The sequence below is a fragment of the Bacillus sp. XB1 genome (assembly GCF_053557995.1).
Window position 1 is genome coordinate 325713 of sequence record NZ_JBNRIL010000002.1, and the last position, 18011, is coordinate 343723.

Annotated in this window: 16 protein-coding genes; 12 read left to right on the top strand and 4 right to left on the bottom strand. The window is 38.3% G+C overall.

The window, feature by feature from the left end; all coding sequences use genetic code 11:
* Positions 1 to 110: 110 nt before the first annotated feature.
* The gene (gene fhuB / locus ACK1U5_RS16980; protein ID WP_001087098.1) at positions 111 to 2147 is read right to left on the bottom strand and encodes a Fe(3+)-hydroxamate ABC transporter permease FhuB; all 2037 of its coding nucleotides are present in this window, start codon (positions 2145 to 2147) and stop codon (positions 111 to 113) included.
* A 7-nt stretch (positions 2148 to 2154) separates the two neighbouring features.
* A complete protein-coding gene (locus ACK1U5_RS16985) occupies positions 2155 to 3129 on the bottom strand; it encodes an ABC transporter substrate-binding protein (RefSeq protein WP_000721843.1) in 975 nt (324 codons plus the stop codon).
* A 451-nt stretch (positions 3130 to 3580) separates the two neighbouring features.
* Here ACK1U5_RS16985 and ACK1U5_RS16990 point away from each other — a divergent pair, with 451 nt between their 5' ends.
* The 8 genes from ACK1U5_RS16990 to uvrC all read left to right on the top strand — a co-directional run bounded on the left by ACK1U5_RS16990 (position 3581) and on the right by uvrC (position 12516).
* A complete protein-coding gene (locus ACK1U5_RS16990) occupies positions 3581 to 4834 on the top strand; it encodes a BclA C-terminal domain-containing protein (protein ID WP_448814834.1) in 1254 nt (417 codons plus the stop codon).
* A 188-nt stretch (positions 4835 to 5022) separates the two neighbouring features.
* Positions 5023 to 6708, top strand: coding sequence for a long-chain-fatty-acid--CoA ligase (locus ACK1U5_RS16995; RefSeq protein WP_000414747.1), 1686 nt, complete (start codon positions 5023 to 5025; stop codon positions 6706 to 6708).
* Between the two features lie 106 nt (positions 6709 to 6814).
* Positions 6815 to 7402 (top strand): TetR/AcrR family transcriptional regulator, encoded by a 588-nt coding sequence (locus ACK1U5_RS17000; RefSeq protein ID WP_000742223.1) that lies wholly within the window; start codon positions 6815 to 6817, stop codon positions 7400 to 7402.
* Positions 7403 to 7413: 11 nt separating this feature from the next.
* The gene (locus tag ACK1U5_RS17005) at positions 7414 to 8190 is read left to right on the top strand and encodes an enoyl-CoA hydratase (RefSeq protein WP_000911292.1); all 777 of its coding nucleotides are present in this window, start codon (positions 7414 to 7416) and stop codon (positions 8188 to 8190) included.
* 78 nt (positions 8191 to 8268) lie between these two features.
* Positions 8269 to 9042 carry an electron transfer flavoprotein subunit beta gene (gene etfB, locus ACK1U5_RS17010; protein ID WP_001029028.1) on the top strand — a complete coding sequence of 258 codons (774 nt, stop codon included), beginning with the start codon at positions 8269 to 8271 and terminating at the stop codon, positions 9040 to 9042.
* A gap of 36 nt (positions 9043 to 9078) precedes the next feature.
* Positions 9079 to 10056 carry an electron transfer flavoprotein subunit alpha gene (gene etfA, locus ACK1U5_RS17015; RefSeq protein WP_000101944.1) on the top strand — a complete coding sequence of 326 codons (978 nt, stop codon included), beginning with the start codon at positions 9079 to 9081 and terminating at the stop codon, positions 10054 to 10056.
* A gap of 211 nt (positions 10057 to 10267) precedes the next feature.
* On the top strand, positions 10268 to 10582 hold the full coding sequence (trxA, locus tag ACK1U5_RS17020) for a thioredoxin (protein ID WP_001018943.1): 315 nt from the start codon (positions 10268 to 10270) through the stop codon (positions 10580 to 10582).
* A 149-nt stretch (positions 10583 to 10731) separates the two neighbouring features.
* Positions 10732 to 12516, top strand: coding sequence for an excinuclease ABC subunit C (gene uvrC / locus ACK1U5_RS17025; RefSeq protein WP_000544296.1), 1785 nt, complete (start codon positions 10732 to 10734; stop codon positions 12514 to 12516).
* Positions 12517 to 12631: 115 nt separating this feature from the next.
* Here uvrC and ACK1U5_RS17030 read toward each other — a convergent pair whose 3' ends face one another.
* Positions 12632 to 13081, bottom strand: a complete 450-nt coding sequence (locus ACK1U5_RS17030) for a YslB family protein (RefSeq protein WP_000042226.1) — start codon at positions 13079 to 13081, stop codon at positions 12632 to 12634.
* A 300-nt stretch (positions 13082 to 13381) separates the two neighbouring features.
* Here ACK1U5_RS17030 and sdhC point away from each other — a divergent pair, with 300 nt between their 5' ends.
* The 4 genes from sdhC to ACK1U5_RS17050 all read left to right on the top strand — a co-directional run bounded on the left by sdhC (position 13382) and on the right by ACK1U5_RS17050 (position 17108).
* Positions 13382 to 14008, top strand: a complete 627-nt coding sequence (sdhC, locus tag ACK1U5_RS17035) for a succinate dehydrogenase cytochrome B558 (protein WP_000678354.1) — start codon at positions 13382 to 13384, stop codon at positions 14006 to 14008.
* Between the two features lie 13 nt (positions 14009 to 14021).
* A complete protein-coding gene (gene sdhA, locus ACK1U5_RS17040; protein ID WP_000676750.1) occupies positions 14022 to 15815 on the top strand; it encodes a succinate dehydrogenase flavoprotein subunit in 1794 nt (597 codons plus the stop codon).
* Positions 15808 to 16569, top strand: a complete 762-nt coding sequence (sdhB, locus tag ACK1U5_RS17045; protein WP_001291827.1) for a succinate dehydrogenase iron-sulfur subunit — start codon at positions 15808 to 15810, stop codon at positions 16567 to 16569. Before sdhA ends, sdhB begins: the two co-directional genes overlap by 8 nt.
* Before the next feature lie 92 nt (positions 16570 to 16661).
* Positions 16662 to 17108 carry an acyl-CoA thioesterase gene (locus ACK1U5_RS17050; RefSeq protein WP_069605001.1) on the top strand — a complete coding sequence of 149 codons (447 nt, stop codon included), beginning with the start codon at positions 16662 to 16664 and terminating at the stop codon, positions 17106 to 17108.
* 36 nt (positions 17109 to 17144) lie between these two features.
* Here ACK1U5_RS17050 and ACK1U5_RS17055 read toward each other — a convergent pair whose 3' ends face one another.
* Positions 17145 to 17924 (bottom strand): M15 family metallopeptidase, encoded by a 780-nt coding sequence (locus tag ACK1U5_RS17055; protein ID WP_000720201.1) that lies wholly within the window; start codon positions 17922 to 17924, stop codon positions 17145 to 17147.
* Positions 17925 to 18011 lie beyond the last annotated feature (87 nt).

Below are 18011 nucleotides of genomic sequence, written 5' to 3' on the forward strand. Positions count from 1 at the left end.
AGCCCGATTGGTGTGGGTTAATAATCAGTGGGGATGAAGAAAACTCCACTGATTAAAGTTTCACTTTATTTAGTATATAAAAAGGAGGCTTCTAAAACGAAGCCTCCTTTTTAATTAACTTTCTTCCCACTCTTCCTCATCAACCATAAGAAATAAGGTGCTCCAAGTACAGCAACGACAAGACCAGAAGGAATTTCTTTCGGATATGCGATTGTACGTCCAAGTAAGTCAGCAACAGAAAGAAGGATTGCTCCAAATAGTGCTGAACAAACGAATAGTCTTTGATGATTCATACCAACAATAATTCTTGCTAAGTGAGGTGCGACAAGGCCTAAAAAGGCAATTGTACCGACAGCAGCGATATTTACTGATGCAAGTAGTGTCGCTAGCACAATCAGAGCAAGACGTGTTTTATTTACTGGTTGCCCAAGTCCAGTTGCTAAATCGTCTCCAAGTACGAGAACGTCAAGTTGTTTTATTAAGAAAAAGATAATGAATACAAGAATTAGAGATGGATATAGAATGATATTTTCTAAGTGATTCCATCCTCTTGCATACGTACTGCCAGATAACCATGTTAAAGCAGCGGCAACATTCAAATTGGCTCTAACGATAAAGATTTGAATAATTGCCGAGCCAAGTGCAGAAATACCAATTCCTATTAAAGCAAGGGCTGTTGGGCTAAATCCTGATTTCCATGAAAAGAAGAGGACAATTCCTACTGCAAGTAGTCCGCCGATAAATGCACCAATTGGTAGAAAGAAACCAGGAAGTGCAGGAAAGACATACATAATAGTTAAAGCACCAACACCAGCTCCCGATGAAATACCAATAATAGAAGGATCGGCAAGTGGATTTCGTAATATACCTTGGAAAACAAGCCCACTTATTGCAAGGCATGCGCCAGCAATAGCAGCAACGAGCATTCTTGGTAAACGAAGATTCATCATCATGTTTTTGTCAAATAGTGTTAATTGACCTGATATAACATTTGTAATACTTTCGATATAAGCGTTACTACCGATTGTAACACCAAGAGCAATCGTCACAATGCAAAGTGTGATAGATATAATGATTACCTTTTTATAAGAGTAATAGCGGGAACTAGCTCCAGCTGCATTCGCACCGTTATCATTCATATATTGTTTCGACTTCATCATTCGGTACACTAAGTAAATAAGCCAAGGAGATCCAATCATTGCTGTGACTGCCCCAACAGGAAGTTCTGCACCGGTTGGATCTATTAATCTACCGACAACATCTGCTCCAAGTAATAATACTGCCCCCCATAAGAAAGAAGAGAGAAGAAGAGTAAAGTGTTGACGGTATCCGATAAGGCGCATTAAATGAGGCGCAACTAAGCCGACAAATCCAATTGGTCCAACAACAGTAACAATTACTGCTGTTAAAAAGATTGCAGCAATGAAGGCGATAAGACGTGTTACTGCTGTTTTTTCACCAAGAGAAACAGCAACATCATCACCAAGTAAGAGAATGTTGAGTTTACGAGACATAAATAGTAAAACTAGGAAAGAAATAATGATAAATGGAAAAGCAAATTGAACGCCATCCCAGTTATTTTGAATAAGAGAGCCAGCTCCCCATAAAAATAAACCAGCTGTTTCATTTTCATAGAAAAGCTGCATCGTTCCGGTAAAGGCAGAGAGCATTAATGTAACGACCATACCAGCTAATGCCATTCTAAGTGGGGTTCCCTTTTTTCCACCAGAAATACGGTATACAAATAAAGCAGTAATAGCACCGCCGATAAATGTGAACAGAAGAGAATTAATTTGTAAACCTTTCGGTAAGAAAATTGTAGCCGCTACTAGAAAGAAATATGCGCCAGAGTGAATACCCATTGTACTGGATTCAGCAAGTGGATTTTTCGTTAACGTTTGTAAAATAACCCCTGATGCAGCAAGAGCGCCTCCAGCTAAAATGGCAATTACAGCTCTAGGTAATCGAAGCATGATTAAAGTTTGATGTTCTAGTGATTGGTTCGGTGAGATAAGAGCATCAATAATCATACTATAGGAAATGTTTGCTTGACCTTGTCCGATATGAATAAAGAAAAGGAGGAGCAAGAGAGCTGCTCCTCCTCCGAATACAAGACTTGCTCGAAGTGTGTGTTGTAAGCTATTCATCGTGTAATCACTTCTTTGCTGTCATTACATCTGCTACTTGTGTTGCTAAAGATGTTGCAGACTCAGGACCACCGAAAATCCAAGTATCGCCTTTTAATTTATACATTTTGTTTTCTTTTTTGAACTTTAATTCTTCCCAAGCAGGGTTGCCTTTTAGTTGCGTGTCAAAAATGTTATCTTCATCCGCTACAATGTAAATGAAGTTTGAATCTTGTACACTTTGTAATGATTCTACAGTTGTTTGTTTGAAACCATCTGGCTCAGATTTTCCTGCTTCAAAAGTATTTGTTAAACCTAATTTTTTTGTAACTTGTAAAGCTAAAGAATTGTCAGTTAAGATACGGAATGTTGGTACGTTTTTAGCAGTAAATGCTTGTGCCATTGCTATGTTTTTATCTTTTAAGTCTGCTTTCTCAATTTTTGCTTTTGCATCAGCGAATGCTTTATCCATATCAGCTAATACTTTTTTACCTTCTTCTTCTTTTCCAACTGCTTTTGCAATTTGTTTAAATGTTTCTGTCATTTCAGCAAAGTGATCGTTATTGCTTGTTGATGGATCAAACATAACTGTTGGTGCAATTTGCTCTAATTCATTTTTAATTGCTTTACCACGGAATGAAGCTGTAATAATTAAGTCTGGTTTTAAACGGCTAATTTCTTCTAAGTTTGGTTGTTGACGTGTCCCTACATCTACAACATCTTTACTCGGTTTTGTTTTTGTATTTACCCATTTATTATAATTCTTAATGTCTGCCATCCCTACTGGCTGAACACCAAGTGCTAATAAGTCTTCAGAATATACCCACTCAAGTACAACTACTTTTTTTGCTGGTTTATCTAACTTCGTTTCCCCTTCAGCGTGTTTAATTGTTATAGCTTGATTTTTATTGTCCGCTTTTGTTTCTTTTTTCTCCTCTTTTTGCTGTCCGCATCCAACAGCGAATAGAAGAACTACTATGAAAATACCGAGAATTTTCTTCATCTTCTGCCCCCAAATTAAGTGTTTTTTGTAACTAGTACCATAAGTGAAAATGGTTATCAATTACAACACCCAAATCATACTATGAGGGTATTTTAAGTGTCAATATATTTTTAAAATTTTGACGAAAAATAACGAATTATACGGATTTTTATATATTATAGTCGCTATTTATGAAGAATAAGCCTCTTTACTAAAAATATTGGCGAATGTGGAAAGTTTAAATGGGAAAGTGGCTGTGTACGATAGTGTAATGTGTATTGTTAATAGTCTGTGGAGATAAGGCGAAAGTACAAGCAAAAGGAGAGTGAATCGCATGTAATAATTACTAGAATGTATGGAGGAAATCTGTGTTTTATCCCCGACTAGGCAAAGTATTTCTTTGTTATTTAGATAGGTGTTTTTTAAGTCGGTGATTGCGCTAAAAAGATCGAATGTAAAGGAAGTGATCAACATGTCTTCATGGAGCAATAACGTAAATGGATATTGTGGGTGTAATAATCAAAATGGTGTACATGTTGATTCATGCTGTTTTAGTTGCGATGGGACAGTGCCTAAAGTTGGTCCAACAGGTCCGACGGGGGCAACAGGAGAAACAGGCGATACAGGTCCGACGGGGGCAACAGGCCCAACAGGAGAAACAGGCCCAACAGGAGAAACAGGCCCAACGGGAGCGACAGGTTCAACAGGTCCAACAGGTTCAACAGGTTCAACAGGTTCAACAGGTTCAACAGGTTCAACGGGAGCGACAGGTTCAGCAGGTCCAACGGGAGCGACAGGTTCAACAGGTCCAACGGGAGCGACAGGTTCAACAGGTCCAACGGGAGCGACAGGTTCAACAGGCCCAACAGGAGCGATAGGTTCAACAGGCCCAACGGGAGCGACAGGCGACACAGGTCCAACGGGAGCAACGGGTCCAACAGGAGCGACAGGAATAACAGGAGCGACGGGAATAACAGGAGCAACGGGTTCAACAGGTCCAACGGGAGCGACAGGAATAACAGGAGCAACAGGTCCAACAGGTTCAACAGGTTCAACGGGTTCAACGGGTTCAACAGGTCCAACGGGAGCGACAGGTTCAACAGGCCCAACAGGCCCAACAGGAGCGATAGGTTCAACAGGCCCAACGGGAGCAACGGGTCCAACAGGAGCGACAGGAATAACAGGAGCAACGGGTCCAACAGGAGCGACAGGAATAACAGGAGCAACGGGTCCAACAGGAGCGACAGGAATAACAGGAGCAACGGGTCCAACGGGTCCAACAGGAGCGACAGGCCCAACCGGAGCTACAGGTACAAGTATCACGGCGACATATGCATTTGCAAATAATACGTCGGGAACAGCGATATCTGTAGTTCTTGGTGGAACGAATGTCCCGCTTCCAAATAATCAAAACATCGGTCCAGGAATTACTGTTTCTGGTGGAAACACAGTATTTACGGTTGCAAATGCTGGTAATTATTATATTTCATATACAATTAATATAACGGCTTCATTATTAGTCAGTTCACGGATTACAATTAATGGAGGGGCACTTGCTGGGACGATTAATGCTCCTGCGGTAGCAACCACATCATTTAGTGCAACAATCATTACAACTCTTGCAGCAGGAGATGCTATTAGCTTGCAATTATTTGGTTTGTTAGCTGTCGCAACATTATCAACAACTACTCCAGGAGCAGTGTTAACGATAATAAGATTAAGTTAAACTATAACTCTCTTACTCTTTTAAGATTAAGAGAGTTTCTACATATAATAAGAAGTTAATGAAGTAAAGCATAGTTATACAAAAGTCAGAATATTGTGATTGTAACGCTATGGTGACTATAATATAATGAAAATAACCATCATGAATGAACATTCATTTATTTTTATGTATTTGAAGGGGGAATGAAGGTGGAAAAACCATGGTTGAAAAGTTATCCAGAGGAAATTCCGAGTACGGTTTCTTATGATATTCAGCCGCTTCATAGATATGTAGAACAGATGGCATCTCGCTACCCAGAAAAGAAAGCGCTTCACTTTTTAGGGAAGGATATTACGTTTTCGGACTTCCATGATAAGGTGAAGAGGTTTGCAAATTATCTTCAAAAGCTCGGTGTGGAAAAGGGTGATCGAGTTGCTATTATGTTGCCAAATTGTCCGCAAGCTGTAATTGGTTATTACGGCACATTACTTGCGGGAGGTATCGTAGTACAAACAAATCCACTGTATACAGAAAGAGAATTAGAATATCAGCTTCATGACTCGGGAGCAAAAGTAATTCTTTGTCTCGATTTAGTGTTTCCAAGAGTAACGAATGTTCAATCTGCTACAAAAATTGAGCATATTATCGTAACTCGTATTGCAGACTTTTTACCATTCCCTAAAAATCTATTGTATCCATTTGTGCAGAAAAAACAGTCGAATTTAGTTGTGAAAGTATCAGAGAGTGAAACGATTCATCTTTGGAATTCAGTAGAAAAAGAAGTGAATACGAATGTTGAGGTGCCTTGTGATCCTGAAAATGATCTAGCCCTTTTACAGTACACAGGAGGAACAACCGGATTTCCGAAAGGAGTTATGTTAACGCATAAAAACCTCGTCTCTAACACGTTAATGGGAGTTCAATGGTTATATAATTGCAAAGAAGGAGAAGAAGTCGTTCTTGGGGTTCTTCCATTTTTCCATGTTTATGGTATGACAGCTGTTATGAATTTAAGTATTATGCAAGGATACAAAATGGTCCTTATTCCAAAGTTTGATATGAAAATGGTTTTTGAAGCGATTAAGAAGCATAAAGTGACATTGTTTCCAGGGGCACCAACTATTTATATCGCTCTTTTAAATAGTCCGCTTTTAAAAGAATACGATATTTCTTCTATTCGTGCTTGTATTAGTGGATCAGCACCACTGCCAGTAGAAGTACAGGAAAAGTTCGAAACAGTTACAGGTGGTAAACTAGTAGAGGGATATGGTTTAACAGAATCCTCTCCAGTTACACATAGTAATTTTTTATGGGAAAAGCGAGTGCCAGGTAGCATTGGAGTTCCGTGGCCAGATACAGAAGCGATCATTATGTCACTTGAGACTGGTGAGGCATTACCGCCAGGAGAAATAGGGGAAATTGTAGTGAAAGGTCCTCAAATTATGAAAGGATACTGGAATAAGCCAGAGGAAACAGCGGCTGTATTGCAAGATGGCTGGCTCCATACAGGTGATGTTGGCTACATGGATGAAGATGGATTTTTCTATGTAAAAGATCGCAAGAAAGATATGATTGTCGCGAGTGGATTTAATGTGTATCCTCGTGAAGTTGAAGAAGTATTATATGAGCATGAAAAAGTGCAAGAAGTAGTGACAATTGGAGTTCCAGATCCGTACCGAGGAGAGACAGTTAAAGCATTTGTTGTGTTAAAAGAAGGTACGGAGTGCTCTGAGGAAGAATTAAATCAGTTTGCACGTAAATATTTAGCGGCTTATAAAGTGCCGAAAGTATATGAGTTTAGAGATGAATTGCCAAAAACGACAGTAGGGAAAATTTTACGCCGTGTTCTAATAGATGAAGAGAAGAGAAAGAATGAGGATGAGCAAACGGGCTAAGGCCCTTTCTTTTTGAAAAAATAGGATTGACACTTTTCTAAATAGTCAGTATTATAAGAATATGAATGACTATTCATTCAGTCATCTTCTTGAAGGGGACAGTAAAGTGAAGAAAAATAGACCGAAATACAATCAAATTATTGATGCGGCAGTCATTGTGATTGCGGAGAATGGGTACCACCAAGCGCAAGTTTCTAAAATCGCAAAGCAAGCTGGGGTAGCTGATGGCACGATTTATTTATATTTTAAAAATAAAGAAGATATATTAATATCCTTATTCCAAGAGAAGATGGGAGAATTTGTCGAAACAATTCGTCAAAAAACAGCAGGAATTGAAAGCGCTGTATCGAAGTTATTCATGTTGGTAGAAACGCACTTCTTGCTGTTGTCGCAAAATGATCCTCTTGCTATCGTTACGCAATTAGAGCTAAGGCAGTCCAATCAAGACTTGCGCCTTAAAATAAATGAAGTATTAAAAGGCTACTTACAAGTTATGGATGAGATTTTAGAGACTGGTATAAAACAAGGTGAATTTCAAGCAGATTTAAATGTTCGCGTGGCAAGACAAATGATCTTTGGAACAGTAGATGAAGTTGTGACCAATTGGGTAATGAGCGATCATAAGTATGATCTGGTCGCACTTTCAAAAACGGTACACGGGCTACTTATTGCAGCTTGTGGTTATCGTCAATAATGGGAGGGATCATGTTGAAATTCCTATCTGTAAGAGTTGAAGATCATATCGCGGTGGCGACATTAAATCACGCACCAGCGAATGCGATGTCTTCACAAGTTATGCATGATGTTACTGAATTAATTGATCAAGTGGAAAAGGATGATAACATTCGTGTTGTTGTTATTCATGGTGAAGGACGTTTCTTCTCAGCGGGAGCAGATATTAAAGAATTTACATCTGTTACTGAAGCGAAGCAAGCAACAGAATTAGCACAGCTTGGACAAGTTACGTTTGAGCGTGTTGAAAAATGTTCAAAACCAGTTATTGCGGCAATTCATGGAGCGGCACTGGGCGGCGGCCTTGAGTTTGCTATGTCTTGCCACATGCGCTTTGCAACTGAAAGTGCAAAACTTGGTTTACCTGAATTAACACTTGGGTTAATTCCTGGCTTTGCAGGTACACAGCGCTTACCACGTTATGTTGGGAAAGCGAAAGCTTGTGAAATGATGTTAACAAGCACACCAATTACTGGTGCAGAAGCATTAAAGTGGGGACTTGTTAACGGATTGTTCTCTGAAGAATCTCTTTTAGATGATACGCTTAAAGTTGCAAAACAAATTGCTGGAAAAAGTCCAGCAACAACTCGTGCTGTACTAGAGTTATTGCAAACGACAAAATCGTCTCATTACTATGAAGGTGTACAACGTGAATCACAGATTTTTGGTGAAGTATTTACGAGTGAAGATGGAAGAGAGGGTGTAGCTGCATTTTTAGAAAAGCGTAAACCTTCATTTAGTGGCAGGTAGTTCAATTATTTTTTTAATATAAATTAACAGAAAATTAAAATTGATAGAATCTTTCTGAAAAACAAGGGGGTAAATGGAATGAACATCTACGTACTCATGAAACGAACATTTGATACAGAAGAAAAAATCGTAATTAAAAACGGTGCAATTTACGATGGCGAAGCGGAATTCATCATCAACCCTTACGATGAATATGCAATTGAAGAAGCAATTCAAGTAAGAGACGCACAAGGTGGAGAAGTTACAGTTGTAACAGTCGGTGGCGAAGATAGTGAGAAAGAACTTCGTACTGCATTAGCAATGGGCTGTGATAAAGCTGTATTAATTAATATTGAAGATGACGTAGAAAATGGTGACCAGTTCACGACAGCAAAAGTGCTTGCTGAATATTTAAAAGATAAAGATGCAGATTTAATTTTAGGCGGAAACGTTGCAATTGATGGTGCATCTGGACAAGTAGGACCACGCGTAGCTGAAGCGTTAAATATTCCGTATGTAACGACAATTACAAAACTTGAAATTGACGGTACAAATGTGAAGATTGAGCGTGATGTTGAAGGTGATACAGAAGTGATTGCAACTTCATTACCAGTTTTAGTAACAGCACAGCAAGGTTTAAATGAACCGCGTTACCCATCGCTTCCAGGTATTATGAAAGCGAAGAAAAAGCCGCTAGAAGAATTAGAATTAGATGATTTAGATTTAGAAGAAGATGATGTGGAAGCAAAGACAAAAACAATTGAAATCTATTTGCCTCCTAAGAAAGATGCAGGAAAAGTGTTACAAGGCGAGCTGCAAGATCAAGTAAAAGAACTTGTATCGTTGCTCCATACAGAAGCGAAAGTAATCTAATAAAATACGAAATTATATATGCAGGAGGGAAAATCTATGGCTCGTAAAGTATTAGTAATGGGTGAAGTTCGTGATGGATCGCTACGTAACGTTTCTTTTGAAGCGGTAGCAGCAGCAAAAACAATTGCAGAAGGCGGTGAAGTAGTAGGTCTTCTAATTGGAGACAGCGTTGCCTCTTTTGCAAATGAATTGATTCATTACGGTGCAGATCGCGTTGTGACAGTTGAAAATGATAAATTAAAATCATATACATCTGATGGTTATGCACAAGCGTTTTTAGCTGTACATGCTGAAGAAAATCCAGAAGGTATTGTCTTTGGACATACAGCACTTGGCAAAGATTTATCACCAAAATTAGCAGCGAAGCTTGAAGCTGGTTTAATTTCTGACGTAACTGCTTTAGAGGTTGAAGGTGGAAATGTTATCTTCACTCGTCCAATTTACTCTGGTAAAGCATTCGAGAAGAAGATTGTAACAGACGGCATGTTATTTGCGACAGTGCGTCCAAATAACATTGCAACTCTGGAAAAAGATGAGTCTCGCAGCGGTGACGTATCTTCTATTACAGTTGATGTGAAAGATTTACGTACAATCATTCAAGATGTTGTCCGTAAAACGGCAGAAGGTGTGGATCTTTCTGAAGCGAAAGTTATTATCGCTGGTGGACGCGGTGTGAAGAGTGAAGAAGGCTTTAAACCATTAAAAGAGTTAGCTGACGTACTAGGCGGCGCTGTTGGGGCATCTCGTGGTGCTTGTGACGCTGAATACTGTGATTACTCATTACAAATTGGTCAAACTGGTAAAGTTGTTACCCCAGACTTATACATTGCATGTGGTATTTCTGGTGCGATTCAGCATTTAGCAGGTATGTCTAACTCAAAAATAATCGTTGCGATTAATAAAGATCCAGAAGCAAGTATCTTTAAAGTAGCTGACTACGGTATTGTCGGTGACTTATTCGAAGTTGTACCTCTTTTAACAGAAGAGTTTAAAAAGTTAAAAGTACATTCATGATTTTAGTACCCTTGAGTTCCAAGTGAAGTACCCCTATATATAGAAAAAGGTGAGAGATCCCCTGTCTCTCATCTTTTTAGTATTTAATCCGTATTTTTATATAGTATAAAGGAACATTTTTTTGTTACAATACATAACGATACATATTATTCGCCACGTATATAAGTTAATGATATACTCTTGGTAGAATATACTTGAAGGAGGAAATAAAATGGCAATTGTAAACGCAAATGACCAAAGCTTCGCAGCTGAAACTAGCGAAGGTGTTGTATTATTAGATTTCTGGGCACCTTGGTGTGGACCTTGTAAAATGATCGCTCCTGTATTAGAGGAAATCGATGCAGAACTAGGCGAAAAAGTAAAAGTAGTAAAAGTAGACGTTGATGAAAACCAAGAAACTGCTCGTCAATTCGAAGTAATGAGCATTCCAGCTCTTTTCGTATTAAAAGACGGTAAAGTAGTTGATCAAGCGTTAGGTTACAAACCGAAAGAAGCGTTAGTAGAATTAGTTTCTAAACACTTCTAAAATAAAAAAAGCTACCATTTGGTAGCTTTTTTTATTTTCTTTTTTACAGTCTTTCCGTTACAATAAAAGAACGTATGTTGGGTGTTTGGGCATAGTATGTTTTCAAGGGAAAATAAAAATGCTAAGTATGTAGAAATGGAGGGAGACGAGTGCACGAACATTTGAAAGAGAAGTTGGCTATTTTACCAGATCAACCTGGTTGTTATTTGATGAAAGATAAGCAAGGAACGGTTATATATGTCGGAAAGGCAAAAGTGCTTAAAAATCGTGTGCGCTCGTACTTTACTGGTTCACATGATGGGAAAACACTGCGGCTTGTAGGAGAAATTGTTGATTTTGAATATATTGTAACTTCTTCGAATTTAGAAGCACTTATTTTAGAGTTAAATCTAATTAAAAAATATGATCCGAAATATAATATTCAATTAAAAGATGATAAAACATATCCTTTTATTAAAATTACAGCGGAGAAGCAACCTCGCTTACTCATTACTCGAAACGTAAAAAAAGATAAAGGGAAATATTTTGGTCCTTATCCAAATGCACAATCTGCTCATGAAACGAAAAAACTGCTAGATCGTATGTATCCACTTCGGAAATGCACGAATATGCCAGATAAAGTTTGTTTGTATTATCATATGGGTCAATGTTTAGCACCTTGTGTGAAAGAAGTGACGGAAGAACAAAATAAAGAAATTGTAGATGAAATTATTAAGTTTTTAAATGGTGGACATAAAGAAGTTCGTTCAGAACTAGAAATAAAAATGTATGAGGCTTCAGAGAAACTAGAGTTTGAACGTGCAAAAGAGTTGCGTGATCAAATTGCTCATATTGATGCGATTATGGAAAAACAAAAGATGATTATGAGTGACTTAGTGGATCGTGATGTGTTTGGATATGCAGTGGATAAAGGATGGATGTGTGTTCAAGTTTTCTTCGTTCGAAAAGGAAAGCTAATTGAACGTGATGTTTCTATGTTTCCAATTTACGATGAACCAGAAGAGGGTTTTTTAACGTTTATCGGCCAATTTTATGAAAACAGTAGTCATTTTAAGCCGAAGGAGATTGTCGTTCCAGGAAGTATAGACTCGGAATTAGTAGAGCGCTTTTTAGAAGTGGAAGCGACGCAGCCGAAACGTGGTAAGAAAAAAGACCTTGTAGAATTGGCAAATAAAAATGCGAAGATTGCTCTTGAAGAGAAGTTTTACTTAATTGAACGTGATGAAGAACGAACGATTAAAGCGGTAGATCATTTAGGGAAGCAGCTTGGGATTGAAACGCCATATCGTATTGAAGCGTTTGATAACTCAAATATTCAAGGAACAAATCCCGTTTCTGCAATGATTGCTTTTATCGATGGGAAACCGGCGAAGAAAGAGTATCGAAAATATAAAATTAAAACGGTTCAAGGACCAGATGATTATGAGTCTATGAGAGAAGTTGTGAGGCGCCGTTATACAAGGGCGCTTAAAGAAAATTCACCTTTACCTGATTTGATTATTATTGATGGAGGAAAAGGCCATCTAGCGGCTGCAAGTGATATTTTAGAGAATGAGCTCGGATTATATATTCCGATGGCAGGTCTTGTAAAAGATGATAAACATAAAACCTCCCATTTAATTATTGGGGATCCACCGGAACCTGTGATGCTTGAGAGAAATAGCCAAGAATTTTATTTATTGCAGCGTATTCAAGATGAGGTGCATCGATTTGCGATTACATTCCATCGTCAATTACACGGGAAATCTGTCATTCAATCAGCATTGGATGATATTCCAGGAATCGGTGATAAACGGAAAAAGGTATTGTTAAAACATTTTGGTTCATTAAAGAAGATGAAAGAAGCTTCTATAGAGGAATTTGTCGAAGCGGGTATGCCGAAAAATGTCGCGGAGACGATTTATACGTATTTAACAGATAAGAAGACGTTGTAGTTTACAACGTCTTCTGTTTTTTGGTATAATTTCTGAAGATTTAAAATAAACGCATCTGAATGAAAATACAAAAAAGTCAACTAAACTGATATGTCTAGTTGACTGTAGGTAATGCTTACACTTCAATGAGATCTTTTATATCCCATTTTACAAGAAATGTAATAGAGTCAGAACGTTTTTTCTTTTCTTCGTATGACTCTGCAACGACGTTCCGTTGCTTTTGGATTTGTTCAGCGATGAATCCGGCTTCTAGTTGATAAGAAGAATGTCGTTTTTGTTTTTGACGTTCTGCGATGAGTGTGCCTTTAAGTTGGAACTGCATTTCACGACGCTTATGTTCAACAATGCTTAAAGTGCCCCAGCCAGCCTTTTCAAAGAACTGAATGACTTCTTCAATTGTTTCTAGCGGATATTTTCTTGCAAGGTTTCTACCAGACCAGTATAAAATACCATCTAAATCGTTGCCGATTAAATCAGGTAGTAATTCTTCACGTAGCAATTCATAAGCGAAGGCGTTCAATGAAACATCTTCTAAAGATGTTGTATCGATTGTATTTTTACTCACAATATTCCCCTCTTTCTATAGGGATTATTATATAACATTTCACATTTATAAAAACAGATTTTTCTTTAGGAAAATCTGAATATATAAGAAGAAAAAAAGAATTGGCAAATTATATGCAAATTATGTATACGTTTTCTTGACGCTTCGACAAAAATAGGAGTAAAATGAACTTGGTATCAAATTATGCTGAAATATTTCGAATAATTTTTTCAGTTTTTCTTATGCCAATAGTGAAAAAACATTATTGTCATAAACTAATCTGAAAACAGCAGTCAAACATTCAAGGGGGGTAATGGGGACATGAAAGGCCGCGAGTATACGTTTCGTAAGTGGCACTCATTAATGGGGGTCATCCCGGTTGGTGTCTTTTTGACGCAACATTTAATTGTAAACAACTTTGCAACACGAGGAGCAGAGGCTTTTAACAAAGCTGCAGGCTTTATGGAGCTCCTTCCATTCCGGTATGCGCTAGAAATTTTCATCATCTTTTTACCGATACTGTACCATGCTATATATGGCTTATATATTGCATTTACAGCTAAGAACAATGCGGTTTCTTACGGTTATTTCCGTAACTGGATGTTCGTTTTCCAAAGAATTTCAGGTATCGTTACGCTGATCTTCATTTCTTGGCATGTCTGGGAAACTCGTATTCAAGCAATGTTAGGTAAAGAGGTAAACTATGATATGATGGCAGATATTTTAAACAATCCAGCTATGTTTGCATTCTACTTAGTTGGTGTTGTTTCAACAATTTTCCACTTTGCAAATGGACTATGGACATTCTGCATCAGTTGGGGAATTACAGTATCTCCACGTTCACAAAGAATCTCTACTTATGTAACATTAGCTATTTTCTTAGGTTTATCTTATGTAGGTGTGAGTGCATTATTAGCGTTCATCGATCCACAGCTAGCAAACCAGTAAGGAGTGGGAGAGCATGAAAGGGAAACTTATAGTAGTCGGCGGTGGCTTGGCTGGCTTAATGGCAACGATTAAAGCGGCAGAAGCAGGAGTAAATGTTGAACTGTTTTCTTTAGTACCAGTAAAACGTTCACATTCTGTATGTGCTCAGGGCGGAATTAACGGTGCCGTAAATACGAAAGGTGAAGGGGATTCTCCATGGATCCACTTTGACGATACAATTTATGGTGGGGACTTCTTAGCGAACCAACCACCAGTTAAAGCAATGTGTGAAGCAGCACCTGGTATCATTCATTTAATGGACCGTATGGGTGTTATGTTCAACCGTACGGAAGAAGGACTTCTTGATTTCCGTCGATTTGGTGGAACGCAACATCACCGTACAGCATTTGCTGGTGCAACAACTGGACAGCAATTACTTTACGCATTAGATGAACAAGTACGTCGTCACGAAGTAGCAGGACTTGTAACGAAATATGAAGGTTGGGATTTCTTACGAGCTGTTGTTGATGATGAAGGTGTGTGCCGAGGAATCGTTGCACAAGACTTACAAACTATGGAGATTAGAAGTTTCGGAGCAGATGCCGTAATTATGGCAACAGGGGGCCCTGGTATCATTTTCGGAAAATCAACAAACTCTATTATCAATACAGGTACAGCAGCTTCTGCTGTATATCAACAAGGCGCATATTATGCAAACGGTGAGTTCATTCAAATTCACCCAACGGCAATTCCTGGAGACGATAAATTACGTCTTATGAGTGAATCTGCACGTGGTGAAGGTGGACGTGTTTGGACATATAAAGATGGTAAACCATGGTACTTCTTAGAAGAAAAATATCCGGCTTACGGAAACCTTGTACCTCGTGACATCGCGACGCGTGAAATCTTTGATGTTTGCGTAGAGCAAAAACTAGGTATTAACGGTGAAAACATGGTGTACTTAGATCTTTCTCATAAAGATCCAAAAGAACTAGATATTAAACTAGGTGGAATTATTGAAATCTATGAGAAATTTACAGGGGATGATCCTCGTAAACTACCGATGAAAATCTTCCCAGCTGTTCACTATTCAATGGGCGGACTATGGGTTGATTATAAACAGATGACAAATATTCCAGGTTTATTTGCAGCAGGTGAGTGTGATTATTCTATGCACGGTGGTAACCGTCTTGGTGCGAACTCACTATTATCAGCAATTTATGGTGGTATGGTAGCAGGACCAAACGCAATTGAGTATATGAAAGGTCTTTCTAAATCATCTGATGCTGTTTCATCTACTGTATATGAGCAAAATGAATTAATCGAAACAGAGAAATTTAACAATATTTTAACGATGGATGGTAACGAAAATGCGTATGTTCTTCATAAAGAGCTTGGAGAATGGATGACAGATAACGTTACAGTAGTTCGTGAAAATAAAAAATTATTAGAAACAGATGCGAAAATTGAAGAATTAATGGCTCGTTACAAACGTATTAACATTAACGATACAGCAAGATGGAGTAACCAAGGTGCTTCATTTACACGCCAACTTGCAAATATGTTTGAGTTAGCACGTGTTATTACAATTGGCGCATATAACCGTAATGAGAGCCGTGGGGCGCATTACAAACCTGAATTCCCAAATCGTGATGATGCAAACTTCTTAAAAACTACGATGGCAAAATTTGAGGGAGAAGGAAATGCACCAGCATTCCATTACGAGGACGTTGATATTTCGTTAATTAAACCACGTAAACGTGATTATTCTTCAAAACACGATGTAGCTGCTAAGGGTGAAGAGAAGGGGGATAAACAACATGTCTGAGAAAACAATCCGCCTCATCATTACGAGACAAGACGGGCCAGATGCGCAAGCGTTTGACCAAGAGTTTGAAATTCCATATCGTCCGAATATGAATATTATCTCAGCACTTATGGAAATCCGTCGTAATCCTGTTGATTCAAAAGGGAACCAAACAACTCCGATTGCATGGGATATGAACTGCTTAGAGGAAGTATGTGGTGCATGTTCGATGGTGATTAACGGAAAACCACGTCAATCATGTACGGCACTTATCGATCAATTAGAGCAACCAATTCGCTTAAAACCGATGAAGACATTCCCGGTTGTACGTGACTTGCAAGTTGATCGTAGTCGCATGTTTAATGCTCTAAAACGCGTTAAAGCGTGGATTCCAATTGATGGTACGTATGACCTAGGTCCAGGACCAAGAATGCCTGAGAAAAAGCGTCAATGGGCTTATGAGCTTTCAAAATGCATGACATGTGGTGTTTGCTTAGAATCATGTCCAAACGTAAACAGTAAGTCTGACTTTATTGGACCAGCACCGTTATCACAAGCTCGCTTATTCAACTCACATCCAACGGGTGAAATGCATAAAGCAGATCGCTTACGTGCAATTATGGGAGATGGAGGACTAGCAAACTGTGGTAACTCTCAAAACTGTGTGCAATCATGTCCGAAGGGTATTCCTTTAACAACTTCAATTGCGGCATTAAACCGTGATACAACAATTCAATCGTTCAAAGATTTCTTTGGTAGCGATAATAACTATTAATAAATATTGCCTCTTCATATCGAAGAGGCAATATTTATAACTTTATTTTTCTGTTTATTCTGTTTATTTAAAGGTGAAAAGGGGAGATAACAATGAAGAGGGTTTCTTATATTGAAGACTTTGAGCAATGGGAAAGTGGTTTTTCGTTTTACAACCCTGTAAAGGTTCGTTTTGGTGAAGTAGATATGTTTGGACATGTAAATAATGTCGTTGCTTTTACTTATTTTGAAGAAGCTCGTATTGCGTTGTTTAAAGAACTTGGATTTATGCAAGAGTGGACACATGCATCATCAGAAACGATGATCGTTGTTGCGGATTTACAATGTAATTTTATTAAGCAAATATATTTTGATGAACAGCTGAAGGTGTATGTAAAGGCAGGATCGGTCGGGAATTCTTCTTTAGATTTACATTATATGGTGAAGAATGCAGCAGGAGAGGTTTGTTTAGTAGGTCGTGGAATGATGGTTCAAGCGTCGAAAAAAACAGGAAGAGGCGAACCATGGCCTGAAGAATGGAAGAAGAAATTACTACAATAATAGAGTGAAAGAAAAATAAGAGAGCAATTTGCTCTCTTATTTTTTGTCTTCCATCGCTTCTTCTAATGTTAAGTGATGTTTATATAGGTATGTAGCGTATGGATTACCAACGTAGCGTAAGTGCCATGGTTCATATGCATATTCTGTTGTATCTGTTTTATCTTCTAAGTAACGAATGACAAAGCCGAATTCATGAGCGTGTTCTGCGACCCATTTTCCTTCTGCTGTCTCCCCGAAGATAGGCTCTAATTGAAATTTAGCTGATTTTGAACTAATATCCATTGCTAAACCCGTTTGGTGTTCACTTGTACCAGGAATTGCGCTTACCGAATTAGCTTCGGCTTTTCCTTGGCGTCTAACGTATGTATCATGCAACGATTTTTGGCGTTTGTATGAACGATAACCAGATACAGCTGTAAGATCAAGCCCTTCTTTTTTCGCAGCTTTAAACATGTTTTCAAGTGCCTCTGCAGCATCTTTTCGCAGCAATGTTTTTTCTTTATCTTTTGGACTAATAAATGGTACATTTGGTCTCGTTAAGTCTTCAGGAATGTATCCATCTGGTAGTTTTCGATGTTTATTAATTAAGACAAGATTAGATTTGGGGTTTGTTACCACTGAAAAGTCATTGTCTATTTTCTTTGCATTATGATCAGCTTTTGGAAAAGCAGGAATCTCTTCTTTTTTATGGTTATTATGCTTTTGACTTTCGACAGCTTTTGCTTCATTATGTAGTGGTGTTTTAGAACCAAAGTAAGCGAAAGATGTGATCCCGATTACAATAGTAGTGGCAGAAATAATTATTATCTTTTTCATGATGCCTTGTAATCACAGTCCCTTCTTAATAAAATGTGTAATGTTTTTTTATTATAAATCTAGTTTGTTGGAAAAGGAATATAAGAG

Bases quoted from the DNA above. Each gene is read 5' to 3' on its own strand.
- sdhA (WP_000676750.1), top strand. From the start codon at position 14,022: ATGAAAGGGAAACTTATAGTAGTCGGCGGTGGCTTGGCTGGCTTAATG.
- ACK1U5_RS16985 (WP_000721843.1), bottom strand. From the start codon at position 3,129: ATGAAGAAAATTCTCGGTATTTTCATAGTAGTTCTTCTATTCGCTGTT.
- sdhC (WP_000678354.1), top strand. From the start codon at position 13,382: ATGAAAGGCCGCGAGTATACGTTTCGTAAGTGGCACTCATTAATGGGG.
- ACK1U5_RS16990 (WP_448814834.1), top strand. From the start codon at position 3,581: ATGTCTTCATGGAGCAATAACGTAAATGGATATTGTGGGTGTAATAAT.
- etfB (WP_001029028.1), top strand. From the start codon at position 8,269: ATGAACATCTACGTACTCATGAAACGAACATTTGATACAGAAGAAAAA.
- ACK1U5_RS17050 (WP_069605001.1), top strand. From the start codon at position 16,662: ATGAAGAGGGTTTCTTATATTGAAGACTTTGAGCAATGGGAAAGTGGT.
- ACK1U5_RS17055 (WP_000720201.1), bottom strand. From the start codon at position 17,924: ATGAAAAAGATAATAATTATTTCTGCCACTACTATTGTAATCGGGATC.
- etfA (WP_000101944.1), top strand. From the start codon at position 9,079: ATGGCTCGTAAAGTATTAGTAATGGGTGAAGTTCGTGATGGATCGCTA.
- fhuB (WP_001087098.1), bottom strand. From the start codon at position 2,147: ATGAATAGCTTACAACACACACTTCGAGCAAGTCTTGTATTCGGAGGA.
- ACK1U5_RS17005 (WP_000911292.1), top strand. From the start codon at position 7,414: ATGTTGAAATTCCTATCTGTAAGAGTTGAAGATCATATCGCGGTGGCG.
- sdhB (WP_001291827.1), top strand. From the start codon at position 15,808: ATGTCTGAGAAAACAATCCGCCTCATCATTACGAGACAAGACGGGCCA.
- trxA (WP_001018943.1), top strand. From the start codon at position 10,268: ATGGCAATTGTAAACGCAAATGACCAAAGCTTCGCAGCTGAAACTAGC.